Consider the following 23,388-nt stretch of genomic DNA (forward strand, 5'->3'; position numbering starts at 1 on the left):
TCCTTGAATTTTTATCGTGAATCGAAGCTGTTTATTGAAAATAGCGTTCGCCGAACCGCACATCGTTTTTTGGAATATTGAATACGCGGTAGTAGCGGACGAAAACAATGAGCGCGGTGATGAAGGCCAGCAGCGCAAAAACGAAGTCCAGCGCGATGATGTATTGCAGGCCAATCGTTGAGAGGTAACCGGTGATCAGCGGAATAACAAAGTTTGCCAGTCCGCCCATCATCATATAAACGCTGGTGACTTTGGCTTTGCTTTTCGGGAAGAACTCCGACATGACGGACACACCGAGTTGCAGAATGCCGCCCGCGGCGGAAAAGCCGATAACAAAAGCACCGGCATTACACACCAGCGGCGACGGGTATAAATAGATAACCGCTGCGGTCAGCGTCGCCAGGCCGGCGTTAAAGACGTTAGCCCAGATAGGGCGCACGGCTTTTTTCAACAGCACGGCGAAGATAAACACGCACAGCAGCGATCCCATGCTGTAGTAGGAGATGGTTTTCAGTGCGTCGGATTCCACCATGCCGGCAAATGCCATGGCGTACTTCGGCATCCACACCACGATGACGTAGAATGTCGAGAAGGCGGCAACGCCAAACAGTACCGACGCGACGCCTTCCAGCCACGGCAGCGGTTTGCTGTTCATTTGCGGTAATGCTTTGGCGACACTGGCGTCCACCTGCTGACCGGGAAAGCGGCTTTTCAACAGCAGCAGGGTGATAAGCACAAACAGCACGCCCGGAATGATGACGCCATAGCCGTACCAGATATGATTGAGCAGCATATAGCTGACGATCATGGGATAGAGCATCTGCCCGAAGGAGACCATCGCTTTCACCAGGATCACCGCCGAGCCGGAGGCTGTCGGGAAACACTCCATCAGCGCCGGGTAGCCGCCAGTATCCAGTGCCGAGTTGGCGACACCGACGCAGACGGCCAGAACAAAGGCCACCATCAGGTTCGGGCTGGCGGGAATACCAAAGAAAAAACACATATATAAGACAACGCCTAACAGAATTACCGCCCTGCGGCCGAACTTGTCGGAAATTACACCAAAGAAGAGAATACTGACCAGTCGGCCAAGACCGATGCCGGAAATTAAATAAGCAATGCCTGCATTGTCGGTGGAAAATTTTGCCGCCAGCGACGTCATATTTTGAGCCAGCGTGATAACACTTATCCCGTGTAAAAAATAACTGAGATAGATACAGATAACGGCGAGGATAAAAGGGGTGCTGAAAGCCTTATTCTGAGACATTTTTCACAGCTCCATGCTAATTTTAAATTTGTTCTCCCGCGCCTGTTACTGTGATATCTGGCAGCGAGTTTAGTGATTACTGTACGTGGTTGCTGTGGCCGGACATACATAGCATGGCGTTTAATTTGCCAGGTTTATTGCAGGGTAAAATGTGATGTGAATTGCCTTTAATGCGGTTTCCGGCGTGAGCGATTAAGACGGTAAATAACGTCCGTATTATTTTGCAGAAGAGCCTCAACAATATTGCATGGGCAACCCGGCAGGTTATTCCGCGAGCGGTGATATATGGACTAAACGCCGGGATTCCATCCGGCTGCGCAGACCAATAAACAGTGCCAGCAGAAAACCAACAGCGGCAATGGCGGTATCAAACCACATAATATCGGCAATGCTGTGCTCCGAGAGGCGTGCTGTGATTAACGGGATGGTAAAGGTGGCGATGCTTCCCGCGCTGTAATAAATACCGGTGGCTTTGCCTTTGGCATGCGGAAAGCGGGCTGCCATCAGCGTCAGGCCAATCTGCACGACCCCGCCTGCCGAGGAGAAGCCAATGACAAACGAAAAAATCACCACCACATATACGCTGGGATGGAGGCACACCGTCAATAACGCCACAAACGACATGAAGGTGTACAGAATTAACAGGGCCATGGTTCTGGCAGTTTTCCGTACCAGCGGAGCAGTAATCAATACGCAGAGCAGCGATCCACAGGTGTACACGCTGAGCAGTTTGATGGATGCGGTATAAGACAGACCCACCACAAACTGGCCGTACTGTGCAAGCCACTGACTGATAAGATAAAACGTGGTCATTGCCACATAGCCATACAGCGTATAGCTGGCGAGATCGATAACCGAGCAGCGGTGTTTAACAGGCGGCGCCACGCAGTCTGGCGCCGGTCTGGCGGCTGTAACCTGACGCCCTTGGTGAGGAGGAAACGTGCAGCGCAGCAAAAACACGCCGTTGAGGAGCATAATGGCCGCGGCAATCAAAAAGGACCAGCCAAACCACAGTTCTGCCCACACCAACAGGCTGATGATCAGCGGTAACAGAAACTGTCCTGCGGAAATAAATGCTTTGATCAGCACATTCGCGGTGCCGGGTGCGCGTGGAAATGCCTCCATCAGGCTGGGGTAGGTTCCGGCATCCAGAAAGCTGTTGGCAATCCCGGCGACAAAGCCAAAGGCGTAGGCCACGAGAATGTTGTGTGTATTAATGATGCCGAGAAAAAACGTGAGGTAGCAGATCATGCCAAAGATAATAAACGGTCGTCGACCGAACTTATCGGACAAGACTCCGGAGAAAAACAGGACGCTTAACCGGCCAATACCGAGCGACGAAATCACCACAGAGACACCGGCCGCGTTGGTCTGCCACTGGAGTTCGAGCGAGGACATATTGAGGCTCATCAGAATGACCCCCATGCCATGCACCAGGTAATTCAGATAGAGACCCAATGCAGTAGAGAGATAGGTATTTTTCATCTTGTGTGTACTGCGTGACGGTAAAATGAATCGTCAGTGGCGTGAGCGGACCAAACGCGTTAACACAGATGTTCCAGATCGTGTGCATAGAGTTCGGCAGCCACCGACTGATAAACTTTCCAGTCCAGATAATCGCCATCACGATATACTGTCTGAAAAGCGGCTAAATCCGCGAAAAAACGCATCGTATTATTGCCAATACGATTATTTATTCGGCTGATAAGGGCGTTGATGTGAGTTTGTCTTTTTTTTCTCAGTTCCAGTAATTTTGCAACAATATCCGCCGGGATCGCTTTCTCACCATTTTCCCATGCCTGCCATTCCGCTGTGGTGTTATCTGGTGCTATCCAGATGGCGCACTCTTCAACGGTCATGGCGAAAATATGGCGTAATGCCTGCAATTCATATGCGTTCATCATTTAATTGCTTCATGTAAAAACGATTACGCATAAATAACATGAATACACAGAACGCATATTGAACAGAGTCACAGGATCTTGTGCAATATTATTTGTTATCAGCCTGTAAATTAAAACGCTGGATTCTGGAAGCAAGGCCGAAGAATTTGCCTTTATTACGCAGTGCAATGCGAAGATATTTGCCACAGCGCGATGAAATTAATAGGGTTATTTCTGCTATGACAATACTCTTTTTATCTGATGACCACAGGAAGGTAATCACCATGAAGAACAGTGAATTTGTGACGGAAAAAATGCGAGAGTTTATGCAACGGGGCGACATGGGGGCGGCGAGTTTTCATGAACTGTTGTCTGGCATGCAGCGCCACCCGTGGTATCAGTCGCAGCTTCAGCGCCTTGAACAACTGCGGCAACCGGAGAGTCGTGCAAACCCGTTTGTCGGCTCTTTGTGCGCCGACAGTAACGCGCAGGCGATTGTGGAATCGCTCCGGTGCTATCTGGCGGTGGATGAGGAGCCGAAGCATGTGGATAGCGAATCCTATTTTGAGTGTTTGGTGCAGCATATCAGGGCGCTTGGTATTCGCGTGGTTAAACCGGATCAGGAGGGAATACCGCAGCGTCCGGGGGAAGATCCTCAGGGGATGGTGATAGCGTTCGCCACTGCGCCCTGTATTGTTGTTCATCCTGATGCCACGCCGGAGGTGCGCGCATTGCGCGTGTTGCACATGCTGTGTCTGATGGGACTGGGGCTCTCCGGTATTTACTACGATGACGATACCGGGATCGGGCAGGAAGCGGCGTTGTGTCATGCTGTCGCCACCGGGTTTCTTGCGCAGGAAAGAGCGGGGTGGGGCGGCGCTAAAGAACAGGCATGAGCGTAAAAAAAGGGCGCATCCGCGCCCCTTTATCTGTTGATGGCGGCGTCACCCGGCCTGAACGCGCAGTGGCGCGGTGGCGGCAAACAGCCACGGGCGGGCCTCGCTGTCGACCCGCGGCGATAGCGTGTCGCGAACCTGCTGATGATAATCATCCAGCCACTGCTGCTCTTGTTCACTGAGCAGATTCCATTCGACCAGGCTTAAATCGATAGGGATCAGCGTCAGCGACGCAAAGCGGCAGAAACCCGGCTGGCTTTCCACCACTTCCACCTGGTTTTCGATGCGAATACCGTAGCGATCGGCCAGGTAATAACCCGGTTCGATGGTCATGATATTGCCCGCAGACAGTGGCCATGGGTTGACCTTTTTGGCAATACGCTGTGGCTGCTCGTGGATCAGCAACTGGTGGCCCACGCCATGGCCGGTGCCGTGATCAAAATCCAGCCCTAAATCCCAGAGGGCACGGCGGGCAAAGGCATCCAGTTGATGCCCGTGCGTACCGTTCGGAAATTGCAGGGTGAACATCGACAAAAAGCCTTTCAGCACAGCGGTATAGTGCAGGCGTTGCTGGGGATCTACCGGGCCAAATGACAAGGTACGCGTGGCGTCGGTTGTACCGTTCTGGTACTGACCACCGGAGTCATTGAGATAGAGATGAGCTCGGGTAATCGGCAGGTTGGTTTTTTCGCTGCTGTGATAGTGGCACATGGCGGCATTGCTAGCGGAGGCGGAAATGGTGCTGAAGCTTTGCTCAATAAAACCGGGCTGCCGCTGGCGGAACTCGAGCTGTTTTTGCTGAGCTTCCAGTTCCGTCACCGGGTTGCAGGCTGCTTCGCGGGCCGGGACTTCCTGCGCCAGCCAGGCAAGAAAGTTCACCCATGCAGCGCCGTCCTGCTGATGGCTTTCGCGGTAACCCGCCAGTTCAACCGCATTTTTATGCGCTTTGATAAAGGTAATCGGATCGGCGCCCCACAGCACCTCACCGCCGTGCTGTTCAATGGCGAAACGTAGTGCGACAGGCGCGAAATCGCCGTCGAGCAGGATCTTTTTGCCCGCCGCAACCTGCTGGCAACGGGGCAGGAAGGCGTCAACATCGTTGAGCGTCAGCGTGGAGATGAGCGCGGCGGAAAGTGTGGCTGTCTTGGGTGGCGCCACAAACCACTCCACCTCGCCGTCGCGGCTCAGCAGGGCAAAAGAGTGCGCCACCGGGTTCATCGCGATATCCGATCCACGAATGTTCAACAGCCAGGCAATATTGTCCGGCAGGGTGATAGCGAGAAAATCCGCCCCTTTTTCCGCCAGCACACGGGCAACTCGCGCACGTTTGTCGGCGCTGCTTTCACCGCTGATCGCAACCGGCATTTCGCGGATAGCCCCACACGGAGCTGCCGGGCGATCGTGCCAGATAGCATCAAACGGATCGGTGGTTAACGCGATTAACCGGCAGTGCGTCGCGCTCAGCGCCTGATACTGGCTGTTAACCATCAGTAACGGCTCAAACCCGATGCGGCTCCCGGCGGGCAGTGAAGCATTAAGCCACTGATCCAGCGGCTCGTTGTGCAAATGATGGATGTCAAACGCACTCAGATCCACCTCGTTGCGCACCTGCACCTGGTAGCGGCCATCGACAAACAGAAGCGCTTTATCGCGCAACACCAGCGCCATGCCCGCCGACCCGGTGAAACCGGTCAGCCACTGCAATTTATTGTCATGCGGTGCGCAGTTTTCACTCTGATGAGCATCGGCGCGTGGGACGATGATGCCGTCAAGCTCAAGTGCAACTAACTGGTCACGTAATGCTTCCAGCGGTGAAGGGGATTGCATGTGGGATCCTTTTGTCATTAGCGGAACGGCGGTTCGTTAAAGGTGCGTAATTTGCGGGAATGGAGACGGTCGCCTTCCGCGCGCAGCAAATCAATAGCCCGAATGCCGATTTGCAAATGTTCGGAAATCGCCCCTTCATAAAACCGGTTAGCCTGGCCGGGGAGTTTGATCTCCCCGTGCAGGGGTTTATCAGACACGCACAATAAGGTGCCATAAGGGACGCGGAAGCGGTAACCCTGCGCGGCAATGGTGGCACTCTCCATATCGATCGCCACGGCGCGACTCAGGTTGAAACGCAGCGCAGAAGCGGAGTAGCGCAGTTCCCAGTTACGATCGTCGGTGGTCACCACGGTGCCGGTACGCAGGCGTTGCTTCACTTCTTCGCCCGGCATATCGCTTACCTCTTTGGTGGCGTCATATAAGGCGCGTTGCACTTCGGCGATGCTCGGAATAGGAATATCCGGCGGCAGCACCGCATCCAGAACATGGTCGTCGCGCAGATAGGCGTGTGCCAGTACATAATCGCCAATCGCCTGGCTTTCACGCAGCCCACCGCAGTGACCAATCATCAACCAGACATCCGGGCGCAGCACCGCGAGATGGTCGCAGATAGTTTTCGCATTCGAAGGCCCAACACCAATGTTAATCAGCGTAATACCCTGACCATCGGCGGTAATCAAATGCCACGCTGGCATCTGGTGTTTCTTCCATGCGAGGTCTGAAACGGCGGTTTCCGGCGCTTCCGTATCGGCCGTGATCCAGTTGCCTCCGGCGCAGGAGAGCGCAACGTAAGGGCTTTCCGGATCGAGGATCTGGCTACAGCCCCAGCGCACAAACTCATCGACATAACGCGTGTAGTTGGTGAACAGCACGAAGGGCTGGAAATGTTCGACCGGTGTTCCGGTGTAGTGGCGCAGTCGCGCCAGCGAAAAGTCGACGCGGCGCGCATCGAAATGGGACAGCGGATAGAGTTCCGTGGGATGGAACAGTCCATCGGCAGTCTCATCGCCAATTTGCGCCAGTTCAGTGGTAGGGAAGAAGCGTGTCAACCCGGCGCTCATTGAACGGTCCAGCGTCAGGGCGGAGCCATCAATCACATACGGATAGGGGATCTCATGCGCTGACAGGCCCACTTCGATTTGTGCGCCGTAGTCCTGGCACAACAGTGTAAGTTGTTCGCGTAAATAGGGACGAAACAGCGACGGGCGGGTCACGGTAGTGGTGTAGCAACCCGAATGGGTAAAACGGGCATAGGCGCGGGTTTTGGGGGGATTGGTCGCGCTACCGTTCCAGCTTACCGACAGCGACGGATAGACGAACAACCCATTCGCACGGGCTTCAGCGTCGGGAAGCTGACCGGTTTCAATATACAGCGCGATGGCGTCGCGCAAGGCGGTAACCGAGCGGTCATACAGCGCTTCAAGCTGATCCAGCGCCTCTTCCGGGGTCAGGTGTGCACCCATATTGTTCATCTTTATCTCCTTATCTGCTCTACGGCTGTACCCGATAGTATGTCACAGGTTCGGGAAACGAAAGCCGGGTGCGAAGGGATTCAGAAGAAACGGGTGACGCGGGATAACCCGGCGCGACGGTGCGCGCCGGGGCAGGGATCAGCCGTGGATGTTAACCAGCGTACGTCCCTGGATTTTGTTTTGCAGAAAATCGGCGGCGGTAGCAGGGGCTTGCGCCAGCGTAATCTCTGTTGCGGCCTGCTGGTAATAGCTGGCGGGCAGCGTTTCCGCCAGACGTTGCCATACGGCGCCGCGCTGTGCAGTGGGTACCATAACGGAGTCCACGCCCTGTAAACGGACATTGCGCAGAATAAACGGCATCACCGTGGTCGGCAGCTCAAAGCTACCTGCCAGACCGCAGGCCGCGACACAGCCGCCATAGTTGGTTTGCGCCAGGACTTTGGCCAGTACCGCGCCGCCAACGGTATCCACTGCGCCTGCCCACAGCTGTTTTTCCAGTGGACGGGTCTGGGCGAAATCACTGCGCGGCAGGATCTCATCGGCCCCTAACTGACGCAGGAAATCGTGGGTGGATTCACGCCCGGTAACCGCGGCTACGCGGTAGCCTAGCGCTTTAAGCAATACCACCGCTGTACTGCCGACACCGCCGCTCGCGCCAGTCACCAGGATCGTGCCATCCTGCGGTTTCAGCCCTGCATCCTGCAGCGCCATGACGCACAGCATTGCCGTAAAGCCTGCCGTGCCAATGATCATCGCCTGACGGGCACTTAAATGCTCGGGCAGTGCAACCAGCCAGTCGCCTTTCACACAGGCCTGAGCCGCCAGACCGCCCCAGTGGTTTTCACCCACGCCCCAGCCGGTGAGGATCACGGCCTGGCCGGGTGCAAAACGCGGGTCGCGACTTTCGTTAACGCGGCCAGAAAAATCGATGCCCGGCACCATCGGGAACTGGCGGATAATTTTGCCCTTGCCGGTGATGGCCAGCGCGTCTTTGTAGTTAAGGCTGGACCAGTCTATATCGACCCGGACGTCGCCCTCCGCCAGTGGGGGGAGCTCAATGTCTTTGACTTCCGCCAGGGTTTGATTCTCTTGCTGTTCCAGAACTAATGCTTTCATGACTGCGTTTTCCTCGTCGGATGAGGTTGATTTTCGGCGGGTTATGCCGTCCTGTGCAGGTGTTTATTTCGTTGTAATGCTGTGCCGGAAGAAGGCCCAGTACTGATTGAGCGGTTCCACGGAGCGGAACAGTTTGGCGCGCATCACCGCCCCTTCCCAGCCGGACCAGAAAATCCGCGCCAGTTCGCCGGTGTCGGCAGTCGACGGTAACTCGCCGCACTGCTTTGCGGCCATCAGACAGTGGCTGACACGGGTTTCCCACTCTTCAAGGATTGTTTTCAACTGATCGGGAAAGGTTTCCGGTAACAGCGGCGTTTCCTGTAGCAGGTTGCCCACCAGGCAACCACGGCGGAAATCATATTTCGCCATGCCCTGGCCCGCATGGCGCACAAAGGCTTCTATGCGCTGTAAGGGCGTGAGCTGATCGTTCAGTAAAAAAGAGTCCAGTTTATGGGCGAAAAATGCACCGTAGGCGTTTAGCACTGCGGTGCCGAATTCCTGTTTGCTCTTAAAACAGTGGTAGAAAGACCCCTTGGGGACCGCGATATTTTTGATCACCGCATCAATGCCCGCCGACAGATAGCCCGTTTCGGTGATCACTTCGAGGCCCGAACGAATTAGCGCTTTGCGGATATCGGTGAATTCGCGTTCTACTTTCGGCGGCCGCCCACGACGGGGCTTGTGCTGCACGACTGTTTCGCCATTCATAATTTAGACCGATTGGTTTTAATTGGGGGCAGGCTACGCCGATTTGACGTGCTAAGCAAGCTAAGAGAAACAAAAAAAGCCCGCACGAGGCGGGCCTGGATTCATTTTTGCCCACCAACGCGGTAGGGCGGAGCGCTGGAGGGCAAACCGGATCAGGCGGTCGTGTTGATGTTACGACCGATTGCCGGGTTGGAGGGTAATTGCGGGATCTGTTTAATAAGATCCGTTGCAATTGACTGCTGGCTATCCAGCGCCTTTTTCAGCACCAGCGTGTTGACCTGGTTGCTGAGTTGATAGGAATCAAGACTGCTGGCTAATGATGAGATTTGTATTGGATCCATGCATTCATCCTTCGTTATGGAACAAAACAACCTGATAGCAGCTGAAATTATAGCTGCACACTATTATCGGCAGATTTTGCTCAAACTTTAAGCGTAGTGCAGGACGCAGGTATTCAGTGGCTTCATTTGTTAGCGATGATTAATGAGATTTTCCTCATAAAGCATTTCTTTAAAATTTTTTGGAAAACAGGACAAGCGCTCTAACGTGAATAATTCTTTATGTGGAAAAGTGCACTCCCAATAGGGTATTGACAGCGTTGACGGAAAGTATCAGAAGAAATAATGAAAAAATGCAAGATACTCCCTTTTTTCTTTTTTTAAATTGAGGGGGTATTTATTTGCAAAGCAAAAATAACATCGTGTGTACATTCTTTTATCTTTTTAGGATTGTGCAAAAATATAATTTACACTGAAGCGATCCAGCCACTCTTTTTCGAATTGACGGTAAGTTATAAAACATTTCCCATTTGTCATATAAATGCGATTGCGCTATTTCATCAGGGACACACAATGCACGAGTACTTATTGTTTATAGTAGGGCTTATCCCCCTGTTATTAATGGTTTTTTTAATTCTAAAAATTAGAATGCCCGTCCACTATTCTGTTCTGATTACCCTGGCGTTGACGTACTTACTGACGTTATTTTTCTGGCATACGCCAATGCCGACGCTTGAATCAGCCATCATCTATGGTGCGTTAAAAGGTTTATGGCCTATTGTCATCGTTATTCTGGGCGCCATTTACAGCTATAACCTGATGCAGGCGACCAGAGCGATGGATATTTTGCGCGAAGTGTTGGCCAGTATTAGCGATGATAAGCGCATTCAGGTTCTGCTTATCTCCTGGTGTTTCGGCGGTTTTCTCGAGGCCGCAGCGGGTTACGGTACGGCGGTGGCGATCCCCATCGGCATTCTGGTGGCGCTTGGATTCCCGCCGTTGAAATCAGCCATTGCATCACTGGTCGCAAATACCGTGCCTACCGCATTCGGTGCGGTGGGGATCCCCGTGTCTATTCTTGCGCAGCAGGTGAATCTGCCGGTGAATACCCTCAGTGGTACGATCATTTTGCAACTGGCGCTGTTTAACATTCTTTTGCCGTTCGTCATTATTTGTATTATCGGCGGTGGCCTGAAAGCCATTCGCGGCGTTTTTGGCATTACGCTTCTGTGCGGTATATCGACTTTGATCCCACAATATTTTGTGGCGGTGCACTTGGGTGCCGAGTTACCCGCTTTCGCCGGGAGCCTTGTGAGCCTGATTGCCGTGGCGATTGCCGGACGCATCCGTAACGGAAAGACAGATCCCGCCTGGCTTATCGAAACCCGTCCTGAGAGCGAGCGACCGGCACGTACCGCGGCGGTGCTACTGAAAACATGTTCCATCTATATCCTGATTTTTATTTTTATCCTGCTATGTTCGCCGCTGTTTCCGGGAATTAAATCGGCTGTTTCTGCGGTTGCGTCAGTACTGCATTTCCCGCTGGAAAATGGCACCACGCTCACACTTAAAATTGAGTGGATAGCGACCCCTGGCGTACTCATCATTCTGGCAACGGTTATCGGAGGCTGTATTCAGGGCGCTCCGATGAGCAGCATGCTACACGTATTTGTAAAAACCGTGCTGCAGCTTAGAAATTCCATTATTGCCATTATGTCCATCGTTGCGTTGGCCACGGTGATGGATGTTAGCGGGCTAATCTCCACGCTTGCACATGTACTGGTGAATATAACAGGCGGCAGCTACGTCTTTATTTCACCGATTATTGGCGCATTGGGGACGTTTGTAACCGGCAGTGATACCAATTCAAACGTCCTGTTCGGTAAGTTGCAAACCATGGCGGCGGCAAAACTGAATATTGATCCTACCTGGCTGGCGGCTGCCAATACTGCAGGTGCCACAGGCGGAAAAATGATTTCGCCGCAAAGTATCGCCATTGCGGTTTCCGCCGCGCGAATGGGAGGACAGGACAGCCATATTATGGCAGGCACGATGAAATACTGTGCTGCTTATATTCTTATTCTTGGTCTTGAAATCGGCCTTTATTATTACTGGGTCATGGCATGATGAGTGCGCAATACAGCGCGAAACCAACAACAAATAGGGCAATGGAGTTTTAACCGTGAATGTTAACTTTTTTGTCACCTGCATTGGTGACGCCATTAAATCACGTATGGCGCGTGATACGGTTTTGCTGTTAGAGCAGTTGGGATGTCGGGTAAGTTTCCCTGAGAAACAAGGGTGCTGTGGTCAGCCGGCCATTAACAGCGGTTATATCAACGAAGCCATTCCGGGCATGAAAAACCTTATTACCGCGCTGGAGGACAATGATTACCCCATCGTTTCCCCCGCCGGTTCCTGTACGTACGCGATTAAAAGCTATCCCGGTTATCTGGCGAACGAACCCGAATGGGCCGCCCGCGCCGAGAAGGTTGCCGCACGAATGTATGATCTGACGTCGTTTATTGTAAATACGCTGGGTGTCGTGGATGTGGGCGCGCGTTTACAAGGGAAGGCAGTTTACCACCCGTCGTGCAGCTTGTTTCGCAAGATGGGCGTGAAGGAGGAGCCGTTAGCGCTTTTACATCATGTTCAGGGGCTGGAGTTGCTTCCGTTCAGCCACCCGGAAACCTGCTGCGGTTTTGGCGGGACGTTTTCCGTCAAAATGGCGGAAATTTCCGGCGAAATGGTGAAAGAGAAGAGTGTGCACCTGATGGAGGGGCAACCGGATTACCTGATTGGCGCAGATGTCAGTTGCTTGCTGAATATTGGTGGGCGTCTGCAACGTGAAGGCCGACCGGTAAAAGTGATGCACATTGCTGAAGTCCTGATGAGTCGCTGAGGGAAATGTCATGTTTTTAAAAACCAGTCAGGTCGAATTTAAAACGCGTATCCGTCAGCAGATTGATGATCCCATCATGCGTAAAGCGGTGGCGAATGCGCAGGAGCGAATTGGCGGCAACCGTCAGAAAATGGTGGACGAGTTGGGGAACTGGGAAGCCTGGCGCGATCATGCCAGCCAGATCCGCGACCATGTGCTGCAAAATCTGGACGCTTACCTGTATCAATTGTCGGAGAAGGTGACCGAAAACGGCGGCCATGTTTATTTCGCGAAAACGAAAGAAGAGGCCACGGGCTACATCCTGAAGGTTGCGCAGGCAAAAAATGCCAAAAAAGTGGTCAAGTCCAAATCCATGGTAACGGAAGAGATTGGCATGAATCCGGTTTTACAGCAGGCCGGGATTGAGGTCATCGAAACCGATTTGGGTGAGTATATCCTGCAACTGGATCAGGACCCGCCTTCGCATGTTGTGGTACCGGCCATTCATAAAGATCGCCACCAGATCCGCCGGGTGCTTGCTGATCATCTGGGCTATAGCGGCCCGGAAACCCCCGAAGCGATGACACGCTTTATCCGCCAGAAAATCCGCCAGGATTTCCTCAGTGCGGAAGTGGGCATTACCGGCTGCAATTTCGCTGTGGCCGAAACCGGGTCTGTCTGCCTGGTGACCAATGAAGGGAACGCGCGAATGTGCACCACGTTGCCCAAAACGCATATTGCCGTAATGGGGATGGAGCGCATTGCACCGACGTTTGAAGAGGTGGACGTGCTCATCACCATGCTGGCGCGAAGCGCCGTTGGCGCCCGACTGACTGGCTACAACACCTGGCTGACGGGGCCCCGGGAGGCGGACAATGTTGACGGTCCGGAGGAGTTCCACCTGGTGATAGTCGATAATGGTCGTTCAGCGGTACTTGGCTCGCAATTTCGTGACGTGCTGCGCTGCATCCGTTGCGGTGCCTGTATTAACACCTGCCCGGCGTATCGGCACATTGGCGGGCACGGTTACGGCTCTATTTATCCCGGCCCCATCGGCGCGGTCATTTCGCCGTTACTGGGAGGCTATAAGGATTTTAAAGATCTGCCTTACGCCTGCTCGCTCTGCTCGGCCTGCGACACGGTCTGCCCGGTGAAAATCCCGCTGTCCAAACTGATTTTGCGCCACCGCAGAGTGATGGCGGAAGAGGGGATCACGCCAAAAGCAGAGCAACGGGTGATTAAAATGTTTGCTTACGCCAACAGCCATCCGGGGATATGGAAAGTTGGCATGATCGCCGGTGCCCGTGCGGCCAGTTGGTTGATTAAAGAGGGCAAAGCGCCGATAAATATTGGCGCCATCAGCAGCTGGACGCAGGCGCGGGATCTCCCGGATGCCGACGGCGAAAGCTTCCGTAGCTGGTTTAAAAAACATCAGGCGCAGGGGAAAAAATAATGGATAACCGAACCGCGTTTCTGGCGACAATTGCGCAGGCTTTGGGGCGCGGGCCCCGTAATACCCCGGACGCCCGGCCTGCACCAGCCCATAATTATGCGCAGAGCCGACTGACTGAGCTCAGCCAGCAGCAGCGTTGTGATGCGTTTATCGACGTGGCTTCGACGGTCATGTTGGTTCAGTGCGAACTGACTCGCGAAGAAGACGCGCCGGCTGCCGTGCTGCGGCTATGTGAACAATATGGTCAACAGCCGGTGGTGGTGAGTGGCGATGCACGTTTGGCAGCGACGGGCATTACGGCCCGTTTACAGGAAGCTTGCCGCGCGACCGTGTGGGATCCGCAGGCAGGTGAGCAAAATATCCGCCTGGCGGAGCAGGCAAAAGTAGGGGTGGTGTTTGCCGATTACGGGTTGACGGAATCGGGGGGAGTGGTGCTCTTTTCTGCGGCGGAACGCGGTCGCGCCATCAGCCTGCTTCCGGAATCCTCCATTTTTGTGTTGCGTAAAAGCACGATCCTGCCGCGTGTTGCACAGTTGGCGACGCAATTACACGCCCTGTCGCAGCAGGGTAAACGCATGCCTTCCTGCATTAATATTATTGGCGGTCCCAGCTCCACGGCCGATATTGAGCTAATAAAAGTGGTGGGTGTTCACGGCCCGGTCAACGCAGCCTATGTAATCATTGAAGATTGTTGATGTCGTAAACAGAGAGGCCAGCCGTCAGGCTGGTCTTTTTGTTAACATTAGAAATATCCTGAAAACACAATAGTAACATTAGGTTAATTATAACAAAGTAAGGTAATCATGATATTTTCCAACCGAGGTGAGGGTTAGTCATGATTCATTATGTGGCCGTTTTCTTGTCGTCACTCTTTATGTGCAGCGCTGTTTACGCCGGTTCAGTGAGCAATGTTTCACTCAGCACGTTGTCCTCTACGCTGAATCAGCGCATGGTGCTCATGCGGGATGTAGCCGAATTTAAAGCCGTTCATCATCTGCCGGTTGAGGATCTGGCACGGGAAGACAATGTGATTTCCGCTGCCAGGAACGAGGCCGCAGAGGCCGGGCTCGATCCACAAACCGTTGAACCTTTTGTCCACGCGTTAATGAATGCGAGCAAAGCTATCCAGTATCGTTATCTGGCTGATTGGCTGGCGACGCCACAACAGGGCGCATCTGCGCAGACGTTAGCCTCCTCACGTGAGCAAATCCAGCAACTGGATCAGCAATTAATGACTACATTAAGCCAGTATTTACTCACCGGTTCATTTAGCCGCGATGACCTCACCTGGCTGGGAAGCCAGCTCAACGCCCCTAATCTCAGTAAGGCGGATATCGACAATTTGCTTCATGCTTTAACGCAGATCCGGCGTGCGGTCTGATGTCTCTTTAGCGTGGTGAAAAGGAAGTGCTGAAACAGGATAAGATGTGCCTGAGTTTTTCCCGAGACGGGAAATAGAGCGATGAGAATTTACGTTGACGCAGAAAAGCAAAAAGCCTGCTCGTAAGCAGGCTTTTCTAAATTTGGCTCCTCTGACTGGACTCGAACCAGTGACATACGGATTAACAGTCCGCCGTTCTACCGACTGAACTACAGAGGAATCGTGTGAACGGGGCGCATATTAACGGCGGCCATCGGGCTTGTCAAAGGCTGGATGGCCTTAAGCCGATCGTTTGCTGACAATTTCGGCAATCTGATGGCGGGATAAGCACTTACCGGTGCATTTGCACTGATTTGGTGCAAATTACCCCTTATGGGGCAGATGTCAAACCACTGTTTTAGTAATAATTACCCAAGGGGTAATTAGAAACACTTATTATCCAGCCTGTTAGGCTGCGATCTCTTCCCTGACTAAAACTGGCAAGCATATTGCAACTCCTCCGACGACATAACATCCGGTGTTGGCCCGGTAATCCGTAACAGGAGGCAAAATGAACTTAAGACGACTGAAATACTTCGTAAAAATCGTCGATATTGGAAGCCTGACGCAGGCCGCCGAAGTATTGCATATTGCACAGCCGGCGCTGAGCCAGCAGGTTGCCACTCTGGAAGGTGAGTTGGATCAGCAGTTATTGATTCGCACCAAACGGGGAGTGACACCGACGGAAGCAGGGAAAATTCTCTATACCCATGCGCGAACCATTTTGCGCCAGTGCGAACAGGCGCAGTTAGCAGTGAACAGTGTGGGGCAAAGCTTGCGTGGTCAGGTGTCTATCGGCCTTGCGCCGGGCACGGCGGCATCGTCCATCACCATGCCGTTATTGCAGGCGGTGCGCACGGAGCTGCCGGACGTCACCGTTTATCTGCATGAAAACAGCGGTGCAGTGCTGAATGATAAATTGCTGAGCGGGCAACTGGATATGGCGGTGCTGTATGAGCGCGCGCCGGGCGCAGGCATTAACAGCCTGCCGTTGCTGAAAGAAGATCTTTACCTGGTTGGTACGCGCGACTGTCCGGGGCAGAGTGTGGATTTGACGGCGGTCGCTGAAATGAATTTGTTCCTGCCGCGTGACTACAGTGCAGTGCGTTTACGTGTGGATGAAGCCTTTTCACTGCGCCGTCTGACGGCAAAAATTATCGGTGAGATCGAATCCATCGCCACGTTGACAGCCGCGATTGCCAGCGGAATGGGCGTGACGGTGTTACCTGAGTCGGCGGCGCGTTCGCTGTGCGGCGCAACAAACGGCTGGATGTCGCGCATCACCACACCGTCAATGAATTTACCGCTGTCGCTGAATGTGTCGGCACGGGGGGCATTGTCGCCGCAGGCACAGGCGGTAAAAGATATTTTGATGTCATTGGTTAGCCGCCCGGCAATGGAAAGCCACGAGCTTCAGTTGGTGAGCTAATTATTATTCCTTAATGGAATAAGATGCTGGTTTTTATTATTTGTTCTGCCAGGCCACAGACTTTAACAATAGCGTCATGTCTGATGAGCCTGGAGGAAAGGGTGAATTTCCAGCAATTAAAAATTATCCGCGAGGCGGCGCGGCGGGATTACAACCTGACTGAAGTTGCCAATATGCTTTACACCTCACAATCCGGTGTGAGTCGTCATATCCGTGAGCTTGAGGAAGAGCTGGGGATAGAAATTTTCATCCGTCGTGGCAAGCGACTGCTCGGCATGACTGAGCCAGGTAAAGCCCTGCTGGTCATTGCCGAGCGTATCCTTAATGAAGCAAGCAACGTGCGCAGGCTTGCCGATCTCTTTACTAACGATACCTCCGGCGTATTAACCATTGCGACCACCCATACGCAGGCGCGATACAGCCTGCCTTCGGTGATCAAAGCTTTCCGTGCGCTGTTTCCGGAAGTGCGTCTCGAATTGATCCAGGGCACGCCACAGGAGATCGAATCACTGTTGCATAACGGCGGGGCGGATATCGGTATCGCCAGTGAGCGCCTGAGCAACGACAGTACGCTGGCGGCGTTTCCGTGGTTCCGCTGGCATCACAGCTTACTGGTACCCAGCGATCACCCGTTGGCGCAGAGCTCTCCGCTGACGCTGGAGGAGATCAGCCGCTGGCCGCTGATCACTTATCGTCAGGGGATCACCGGGCGCTCTCGCATTGATGAAGCGTTTGGACGCAAAGGATTAATTCCCGACGTGGTGCTGAGTGCGCAGGACTCCGATGTGATTAAAACCTATGTCGAGCTGGGGTTAGGTGTCGGGCTGGTGGCGGAGCAGTCAAGCGGCGAGAATGAAGAAGGGAAGCTGGTGCGCCTGGATACGCAACATCTGTTTGATGCCAATACCGTCTGGCTAGGGCTGAAACGCGGTCAGTTACAGCGCAATTATGTCTGGCGATTTATCGAACTGTGTAATGCCGGGCTGTCGGTGGAAGATATCAAGCGGCAGGTGATGGAGCCGGACGAAACGGTGATTGATTATCAAATCTGAAAAGCAAAAAGCCTGCTCGAAAGCAGGCTTTTTAAATTTGGCTCCTCTGACTGGACTCGAACCAGTGACATACGGATTAACAGTCCGCCGTTCTACCGACTGAACTACAGAGGAATTGTCTGAACGGGGCGCATACTACTGGCCCCGATCTGCTGTGTCAACACTAAATTTAACCTACTGATTCAATTGGCTAATTAAAGCGCAGACTGCCGTTTTAATGCACTCTGTTCAGGTTCTCGCCGTAGCCAGACTGACCGCGCAGACGACTGAGCGGATCCTGGCCGTAAAACTGGCAAAAACGTTGCCACAGCGCCGGGAAACGCGGGGCGAACAGTTCCGGCGCGCTGAAGAAATACTCGGAGAGGACCGCAAAACACTCCGCCGGGTCGGTTGCTGCATAGGCATCAATACTGGCCGCGCTTTCCCCCACCAGATCGATCTCATCCTGAATATTGTCCATTGCCGCGTGCAGGTCGTGTTCCCAGCCTGCAACTTCGCGCAGCGGAATGAGTGGAATACCGCTGGCGCGATCGCCATTGCGCGTATCAAGCTTGTGCGCGACCTCGTGAATGATCAGGTTAAAACCGGAAGCGTCAAACGAGTCCTGAATATCCAGCCAGTTGAGAATGATTGGGCCTTGTTGCCAGCTCTGCCCGGACTGCACCACGCGCTGGTTATGCACCAGCCCGATATCGTCTTCCCACTCATCATCAACCACAAACGGGGCAGGGTAGATCAGCACTTCATGGAAACCGTCCAGCCACTCCAGACCCAGTTCGAGGACCGGAAGACAAAACAGCAGACTGATGCGTGCGCTTTTTAGCGCATCCAGTTCAAATCCCTGCAAAGGAACCAGCCTTTTTTGTTGTAAAAAGCGGTCCGCCAGTTGAACCAGTTTGATCTGTTCATCCGGTAATAAATTCGCCAGCACAGGGGCGTTTAACGCTTCTTCCCACGGGAACTCCGCCTCGTCGGCGGATCCTTTCGTTTTCCAGGGCCACTTTATCATCGCTTTGCTCGCAAACTCGCCACTTGAACCAAATTAACGGGACAGGGTCTGTTAAAATGCCAAATTACCTGGCATCATGGCAACTGTCTGTACGGAGAGATGCCAGAGCGGCTGAATGGACCGGTCTCGAAAACCGGAGTAGGGGCAACTCTACCGGGGGTTCAAATCCCCCTCTCTCCGCCACTTCCTTTACCCCTCGCGTTATCGCCCTTTTTCATCCGCCTCTGAACGTCTGAGCATACCGTAACCACCTGACTTTTTTGTGGTGTTTAAGGCTAAGGCAGCACAACGCGGATACGTTATCACCCCGTTTGCCATTCCGGGTAGCGCTTTGCGACGATGTCATTCATTTTGTGAACCAGGTCGTAACCCTGGATGCATCACGGCTGACTCCGTTTCATACACGTCTAGACTGTTTTCCTCCGTTACATTGAGCAGATGGATTTTTACTGGGGGCGGATGAACGCGGGGCCCTTATTCATAACAACGTAATGAAATAACGCCAGGTATTTCTGAATAAGATTTTTCATGCGGCTTTTTGCAGGCATTTGAATCGATTGTAATATCCGCGTTCCTGCGCCAGTGCTATTTGTTTTTGACACTGTTAGATATTTTTTGAATTAACCATTTGTTATTGTTTTTGTGTATTTAATATTAATAAAAACAGCAAGATATTCATTTGTTACCTCAAGTGGATTAATGCATTTAATCGTCAGGTAGGCGCCGCTACAGGTTATCGGGATAATTTGCATTTCGCAGGGTGACTGCCTAGCTTTTTATTGTCAATAGAGTGATGTCACGATACTCACCACATTCTCTGTTAATCGCGTTAAATCAGGGAAGTGCGGTAGCCTGCCTTTCGTAATAACAACCCTATAATCAATTGATTTAATTAACGGCAGGTAAGCGTTGGTGTAATAAATAATTCAGGAGCGACAAACGATATGACGCAAGAAATATCCTGCGACGGTGTCGATGAGAATACGACACAGGAGTGGAATTACTCCGTACTGCGCGAACAGTTTGAACGTATCGAAAATTCACTCCAACGTTATCTACGCGCTGTGCATCAGCGAGTGGAGGAGTATTCACATAAAACGCAAGAGACGATGCTCTCCACGCTGCAAATGGATATGTTCGTGCGGTTTCAAACAAAAATTCCCGCTTGTGATATCCCGGTGTGCCAGCAAAGTTTTCGCGAAGCGGAACGCGCGGTGATCCCGTCTGAGAGCAGGCTGGCGTTACTCATAGCGCGTTTTGGACTCAATCAATTTGAGCGGGATGCGTTGTTACTGGCGCTGATGCCGCTGGCGAATGGAAATGCCGGTTTCCTGTTTGCTTGTTTACAGAACGACACGCACGAAAGCTGGCCTGGTCCGGAACTGATTCTTAATCTTCTCTGCCGTGACGCCATAGAGCGTCTGGATATGCAGGCCTGTTTATCCCCATTTTCCCCACTGGTACGGTATGCGTTGGTGTTCAGCGGTGACCCGGAGAGTAATAACGATCAAGCCTCGTTCTTACAAGGAAGCATGCATATTTATCGCTATTTATCCGGCAGAGACTCGCCGCTCGGGCAGGCTTGTTGTCGCTGGCTGGAACCGCCAACGGAGGTGGATTTATTTCCCGGCGTGACGAAACAAGTCCTCCACTATGTTTATCATCCGGCCCCCGCATTGCTGATTTCTCTGGCAAAAGGAAGCGCGGGCTCTCGGCAGATGGTGTTGTCGCGAGCAGCCGATATCGCAGGCCGTAAACTGCTGTTGTTTGATATGGAGCAAGCTCCCACAGACGAGACGCAATTTTGCCGCTGTTTTGTGGATGTGCTGCGGGAGTCCACGCTGTATGCCGCAGGTCTTGTCCTTCATGGATTGCACCAGGCCTGGCAAAACCATGCTGATTTACGCAACTGGATGAGTGACCGCATTCGTGAACATCGTTTCCCGCTGTTTGGTTTGAGTGAAACAGGTATTCCTCTGGTGCCGTTGACGGATGTTGCCCAGGTGCTCATTGAAATGCCGCAGAGTTCGACCCAGGATGAAGCACGACTGCTAGACCGTTTCCTGCAACGCTATCGGGTTGAAGCGGATGTGGACACGCAGATGCTGGTTCGCCGATTCAGACCCCCTCCGGATACGCTGCTCCAGTCGCTCAGCGATGCGGATGCCTATCGGGAATTGCGGGGAGCGGATGCACTCTCTGTCGATGACCTCTGCCGGGCTTTCCGGCAGCGTTCTCAGCAGGCTTTTGGCGGGTTGGCCACAAGGGTTGAGCCACAGCGTACATTCGACGATCTTATCGTCGCAGATAGCCTCAACAAGCAACTGGAGGAGGTGCTGGCCGCCGTCCGGTTTCGTGAGGAGATGCTCGCTCAGGGGTTTGCCCGCAAGATTGCCTATGGAACCGGTGTTAGCGCGTTATTCCATGGTGATTCCGGAACGGGGAAAACACTGGTGGCGGAAGTGTTAGCTGGTGCGCTGGGTGTTGATATGATCAAAATCGACCTTGCCACTGTCGTTAATAAATACATCGGTGAAACCGAGAAGAATCTGGCGCGCATTTTTGATATTGCGGAAGCGGATTCCGGATTACTGTTCTTTGATGAAGCCGATGCGTTATTCGGCAAACGGAGTGAAACCCGGGATTCTCACGACCGCTACGCGAATATTGAAATCTCCTATTTATTGCAGCGTCTTGAAAGTTATACCGGACTGGTCATTCTTGCCACCAACAATCGCTCACACCTGGATGAGGCATTCACCCGTCGGCTGAGTTTTATTATCCGTTTTCCATTTCCCGATATCACACTACGCGAACGAATGTGGCGAGGCATCTGGCCTGCCGAAATACGCGTGGCGGAGGATGTGGACTTTGCCGCGCTGGCCCGACGGGCTGAAATCACCGGCGCTAACATTCGTAATATTGCATTGCTGGCAAGTTGGCTTGCTGCTGACAATCAATCGACATGTGTGGAACAAAAACATATCGAACGTGCGCTGCAACGTGAGCTCGCCAAGATGGGACGTGTCGTCTGAACCCGCACTCTCTACCGGAGAACTTCTATGTCAGATATTACTGATACTGATGCAACTGCGCCTGCCATTGCGTCTGATACTACACTGATTGAACTCAATGTCGCTATTGATGCGGCATTACGTCAGTATTTGCCACCGGATGTCGCCATCCGTTTCGACCTGCCGCCGAAAGATTCAACACCCGATGTTCCTACCGTGTGCGTGTTTCTCTATGACATCCAGGAAGATTTACAGTTGCGGGTCGGTGAGCGCAGGCAGTACGTCTCTGTCACCGGGCAGTTTGTGCCGGGGTATGTCAACATCCGCTGTTGTTATCTGGTCACGTATTTTGAGGTGGCACAAAGCAGCAGCAGTGACTCACCGTCTAGCCAGGCCAATAGCCAGTCGTTGATCATCATTAATAATGTACTCAACGCGTTGGTTAATCACCGTTCGTTCTCCTCATTGCCTGGTGCATATTTGCGCGTCATTCCTCCTTCTTGGACTGCCCCCACAACAGTAGACATTTCCTGTCCTCACGACGAGGCCTGTTCAAAGGTCTCCGGACTGACGCCGCCGAGGTGGCTGTGACGCCGGGCCCGGTTGTAGAACACTTCAATGTAATCGAAGATATCCGCCCGGGCCAGATCCCGGGTTTTATATATGCGTTTTCTGATCCGTTCTTTTTTCAGCGAACTGAAGAACGATTCGGCCACCGCATTATCCCAGCAGTTGCCACGCCGGCTCATGCTCGGCGCCAGGTTATTGGCCCGGCAGAAGCGCTGCCAGTCGTCACTGCCGTACTGGCTGCCCTGATCGCTATGTACGATAACCTCGCCGTCCGGTTTTCGACGCCACACGGCCATCATCAGAGCGTCCAGCGCGAGTTCGCGAGAGAGAGTGGGCTTCATCGACCAGCCAACCACGTTACGGGCGAAGAGATCGATAACCACCGCCAGATACAGCCAGCCCTGCCAGGTGCGGATATAAGTAATATCGGTGACCCAGACCTGATTGGCCCGGACAACGGTGAACTGCCGCTGCACGCGATTAGGGGCAACAACGGAAGGTCTGCCAGCGATACGACGCGGAGCTTTATAGCCGCGCATGGCTTTAATCCGGTTCAGTTGCATAATACGGCCCACCCGGTTTTTACCGCAGATTTCCCCGATTTCGTTCAGGTCGCCATGAACCCGGCGGTAACCGTATACGCCTCCGCTCAGTGAATAGGAGTCACGGATAAGCGCCAGCAGACGCTGGTTATCTTTATCCCGCGCGGAGACCGGGTTATGCAGCCACGCATAAAACCCGGCCCGGGCAACGCACAACACCCGACACATCGTCATGACACCCCATACAGTGCGGTGCTCATTGATAAAGCGGTACTTCAGTCGGGCTCCCTTGCAAAGTACCGCGCGGCCTTTTTCAGTATGTCTCGTTCTTCCTCAGTGCGCTTCAGTTGGGCCCTGAGCTTCAGGATCTCGCTTTTCGCTTCCAGTAAATCACGGGCATGCTGCTCGCTGTTATCGGGTTTAATAGCCCGTAACCACTTATAGAGACTGTGTGCTGAAACGCCCAGCCGGTCAGAAACTTCGGCGACGGAATAACCGCGTTCCGTTATCTGACGGACGGCTTCTTCCTTAAATTCAGGTGTAAATCGTGGTGTGCCCATACGCTCCTCCT

19 protein-coding genes, 3 tRNA genes and 1 pseudogene are annotated in these 23,388 nt (G+C 53.1%); 11 read left to right on the top strand and 12 right to left on the bottom strand.

Translation table 11 applies throughout. From position 1 onward, the window contains the following. Positions 1–31 precede the first annotated feature (31 nt). From O9K67_RS09380 to O9K67_RS09390, 3 genes are all read right to left on the bottom strand, one after another. Positions 32–1,267: an MFS transporter gene (locus tag O9K67_RS09380; protein WP_061494252.1), complete on the bottom strand. Its 1,236-nt coding sequence runs from the start codon at positions 1,265–1,267 to the stop codon at positions 32–34. A 264-nt stretch (positions 1,268–1,531) separates the two neighbouring features. Then, the gene (locus O9K67_RS09385; protein WP_061494253.1) at positions 1,532–2,752 is read right to left on the bottom strand and encodes an MFS transporter; all 1,221 of its coding nucleotides are present in this window, start codon (positions 2,750–2,752) and stop codon (positions 1,532–1,534) included. A gap of 59 nt (positions 2,753–2,811) precedes the next feature. After that, on the bottom strand, positions 2,812–3,168 hold the full coding sequence (locus O9K67_RS09390; protein ID WP_061499871.1) for a YdiL family protein: 357 nt from the start codon (positions 3,166–3,168) through the stop codon (positions 2,812–2,814). A gap of 266 nt (positions 3,169–3,434) precedes the next feature. On the opposite strand from O9K67_RS09390, the gene O9K67_RS09395 reads away from it, so the two are divergent. Continuing rightward, positions 3,435–4,046, top strand: a complete 612-nt coding sequence (locus tag O9K67_RS09395; protein WP_061494254.1) for a hypothetical protein — start codon at positions 3,435–3,437, stop codon at positions 4,044–4,046. Positions 4,047–4,094: 48 nt separating this feature from the next. On the opposite strand, the gene O9K67_RS09400 is transcribed toward O9K67_RS09395, so the two are convergent. From O9K67_RS09400 to O9K67_RS09420, 5 genes and pseudogenes are all read right to left on the bottom strand, one after another. Then, entirely contained in the window at positions 4,095–5,873 is a 1,779-nt protein-coding gene (locus O9K67_RS09400) for an aminopeptidase P family protein (RefSeq protein WP_061494255.1), read from the bottom strand. Positions 5,874–5,890: 17 nt separating this feature from the next. Further along, a complete protein-coding gene (locus O9K67_RS09405) occupies positions 5,891–7,345 on the bottom strand; it encodes an AMP nucleosidase (protein WP_061494256.1) in 1,455 nt (484 codons plus the stop codon). 138 nt (positions 7,346–7,483) lie between these two features. After that, on the bottom strand, positions 7,484–8,461 hold the full coding sequence (gene acuI / locus O9K67_RS09410) for an acrylyl-CoA reductase (NADPH) (protein ID WP_061494257.1): 978 nt from the start codon (positions 8,459–8,461) through the stop codon (positions 7,484–7,486). Beyond that, positions 8,458–9,169, bottom strand: a pseudogene (acuR, locus tag O9K67_RS09415) (acrylate utilization transcriptional regulator AcuR). The gene acuI and the pseudogene acuR overlap by 4 nt, the downstream one beginning before the upstream one ends. A 152-nt stretch (positions 9,170–9,321) precedes the next feature. Then, complete coding sequence (locus tag O9K67_RS09420) at positions 9,322–9,510, bottom strand: YjfB family protein (protein ID WP_061494259.1); 189 nt, start codon at positions 9,508–9,510, stop codon at positions 9,322–9,324. 510 nt (positions 9,511–10,020) lie between these two features. Between O9K67_RS09420 and O9K67_RS09425 the strand changes: the two genes are divergently transcribed. The 5 genes from O9K67_RS09425 to O9K67_RS09445 all read left to right on the top strand — a co-directional run bounded on the left by O9K67_RS09425 (position 10,021) and on the right by O9K67_RS09445 (position 15,162). Then, the gene (locus O9K67_RS09425; RefSeq protein ID WP_061494260.1) at positions 10,021–11,574 is read left to right on the top strand and encodes an L-lactate permease; all 1,554 of its coding nucleotides are present in this window, start codon (positions 10,021–10,023) and stop codon (positions 11,572–11,574) included. A gap of 55 nt (positions 11,575–11,629) precedes the next feature. Then, a complete protein-coding gene (locus tag O9K67_RS09430; RefSeq protein WP_061494261.1) occupies positions 11,630–12,349 on the top strand; it encodes a (Fe-S)-binding protein in 720 nt (239 codons plus the stop codon). Between the two features lie 10 nt (positions 12,350–12,359). Continuing rightward, a complete protein-coding gene (locus O9K67_RS09435) occupies positions 12,360–13,781 on the top strand; it encodes a LutB/LldF family L-lactate oxidation iron-sulfur protein (RefSeq protein WP_061494262.1) in 1,422 nt (473 codons plus the stop codon). Continuing rightward, positions 13,781–14,476, top strand: coding sequence for a LutC/YkgG family protein (locus tag O9K67_RS09440; RefSeq protein WP_061494263.1), 696 nt, complete (start codon positions 13,781–13,783; stop codon positions 14,474–14,476). Before O9K67_RS09435 ends, O9K67_RS09440 begins: the two co-directional genes overlap by 1 nt. Before the next feature lie 140 nt (positions 14,477–14,616). After that, positions 14,617–15,162: a chorismate mutase gene (locus O9K67_RS09445; RefSeq protein ID WP_061494264.1), complete on the top strand. Its 546-nt coding sequence runs from the start codon at positions 14,617–14,619 to the stop codon at positions 15,160–15,162. A 143-nt stretch (positions 15,163–15,305) separates the two neighbouring features. Here O9K67_RS09445 and O9K67_RS09450 read toward each other — a convergent pair. Beyond that, positions 15,306–15,381 (bottom strand) — tRNA-Asn (locus O9K67_RS09450). Positions 15,382–15,712: 331 nt separating this feature from the next. On the opposite strand from O9K67_RS09450, the gene nac reads away from it, so the two are divergent. Then, on the top strand, positions 15,713–16,630 hold the full coding sequence (gene nac / locus O9K67_RS09455) for a nitrogen assimilation transcriptional regulator NAC (RefSeq protein WP_061494265.1): 918 nt from the start codon (positions 15,713–15,715) through the stop codon (positions 16,628–16,630). 101 nt (positions 16,631–16,731) lie between these two features. Further along, positions 16,732–17,682 (top strand): HTH-type transcriptional regulator Cbl, encoded by a 951-nt coding sequence (cbl, locus tag O9K67_RS09460; protein ID WP_061494266.1) that lies wholly within the window; start codon positions 16,732–16,734, stop codon positions 17,680–17,682. A gap of 38 nt (positions 17,683–17,720) precedes the next feature. Here the strand turns inward: cbl and O9K67_RS09465 are convergent. Further along, a tRNA-Asn gene (locus O9K67_RS09465) sits at positions 17,721–17,796 on the bottom strand. A 100-nt stretch (positions 17,797–17,896) separates the two neighbouring features. After that, a complete protein-coding gene (gene mtfA / locus O9K67_RS09470) occupies positions 17,897–18,691 on the bottom strand; it encodes a DgsA anti-repressor MtfA (RefSeq protein WP_061494267.1) in 795 nt (264 codons plus the stop codon). Positions 18,692–18,784: 93 nt separating this feature from the next. Here mtfA and O9K67_RS09475 point away from each other — a divergent pair. The 3 genes from O9K67_RS09475 to O9K67_RS09485 all read left to right on the top strand — a co-directional run bounded on the left by O9K67_RS09475 (position 18,785) and on the right by O9K67_RS09485 (position 22,296). Further along, positions 18,785–18,874, top strand: a tRNA-Ser gene (locus O9K67_RS09475). A 761-nt stretch (positions 18,875–19,635) separates the two neighbouring features. Continuing rightward, complete coding sequence (locus O9K67_RS09480) at positions 19,636–21,726, top strand: ATP-binding protein (protein ID WP_061494268.1); 2,091 nt, start codon at positions 19,636–19,638, stop codon at positions 21,724–21,726. Between the two features lie 27 nt (positions 21,727–21,753). Beyond that, positions 21,754–22,296: a Pvc16 family protein gene (locus O9K67_RS09485; protein WP_061494269.1), complete on the top strand. Its 543-nt coding sequence runs from the start codon at positions 21,754–21,756 to the stop codon at positions 22,294–22,296. On the opposite strand, the gene O9K67_RS09490 is transcribed toward O9K67_RS09485, so the two are convergent. Then, positions 22,242–23,377, bottom strand: a protein-coding gene (locus tag O9K67_RS09490) for an IS3 family transposase (protein ID WP_271044621.1) whose coding sequence is annotated in 2 segments (ribosomal slippage) — positions 22,242–23,131 and positions 23,131–23,377 — 1,137 coding nt in all. Because the reading frame shifts where the segments join, the coding sequence is not laid out codon by codon here. The two genes, O9K67_RS09485 and O9K67_RS09490, sit on opposite strands and share 55 nt — an antisense overlap. Positions 23,378–23,388 lie beyond the last annotated feature (11 nt).

This window comes from Kosakonia oryzendophytica, from assembly GCF_027886705.1.
Classification (GTDB): Bacteria; Pseudomonadota; Gammaproteobacteria; order Enterobacterales; family Enterobacteriaceae; genus Kosakonia; species Kosakonia oryzendophytica.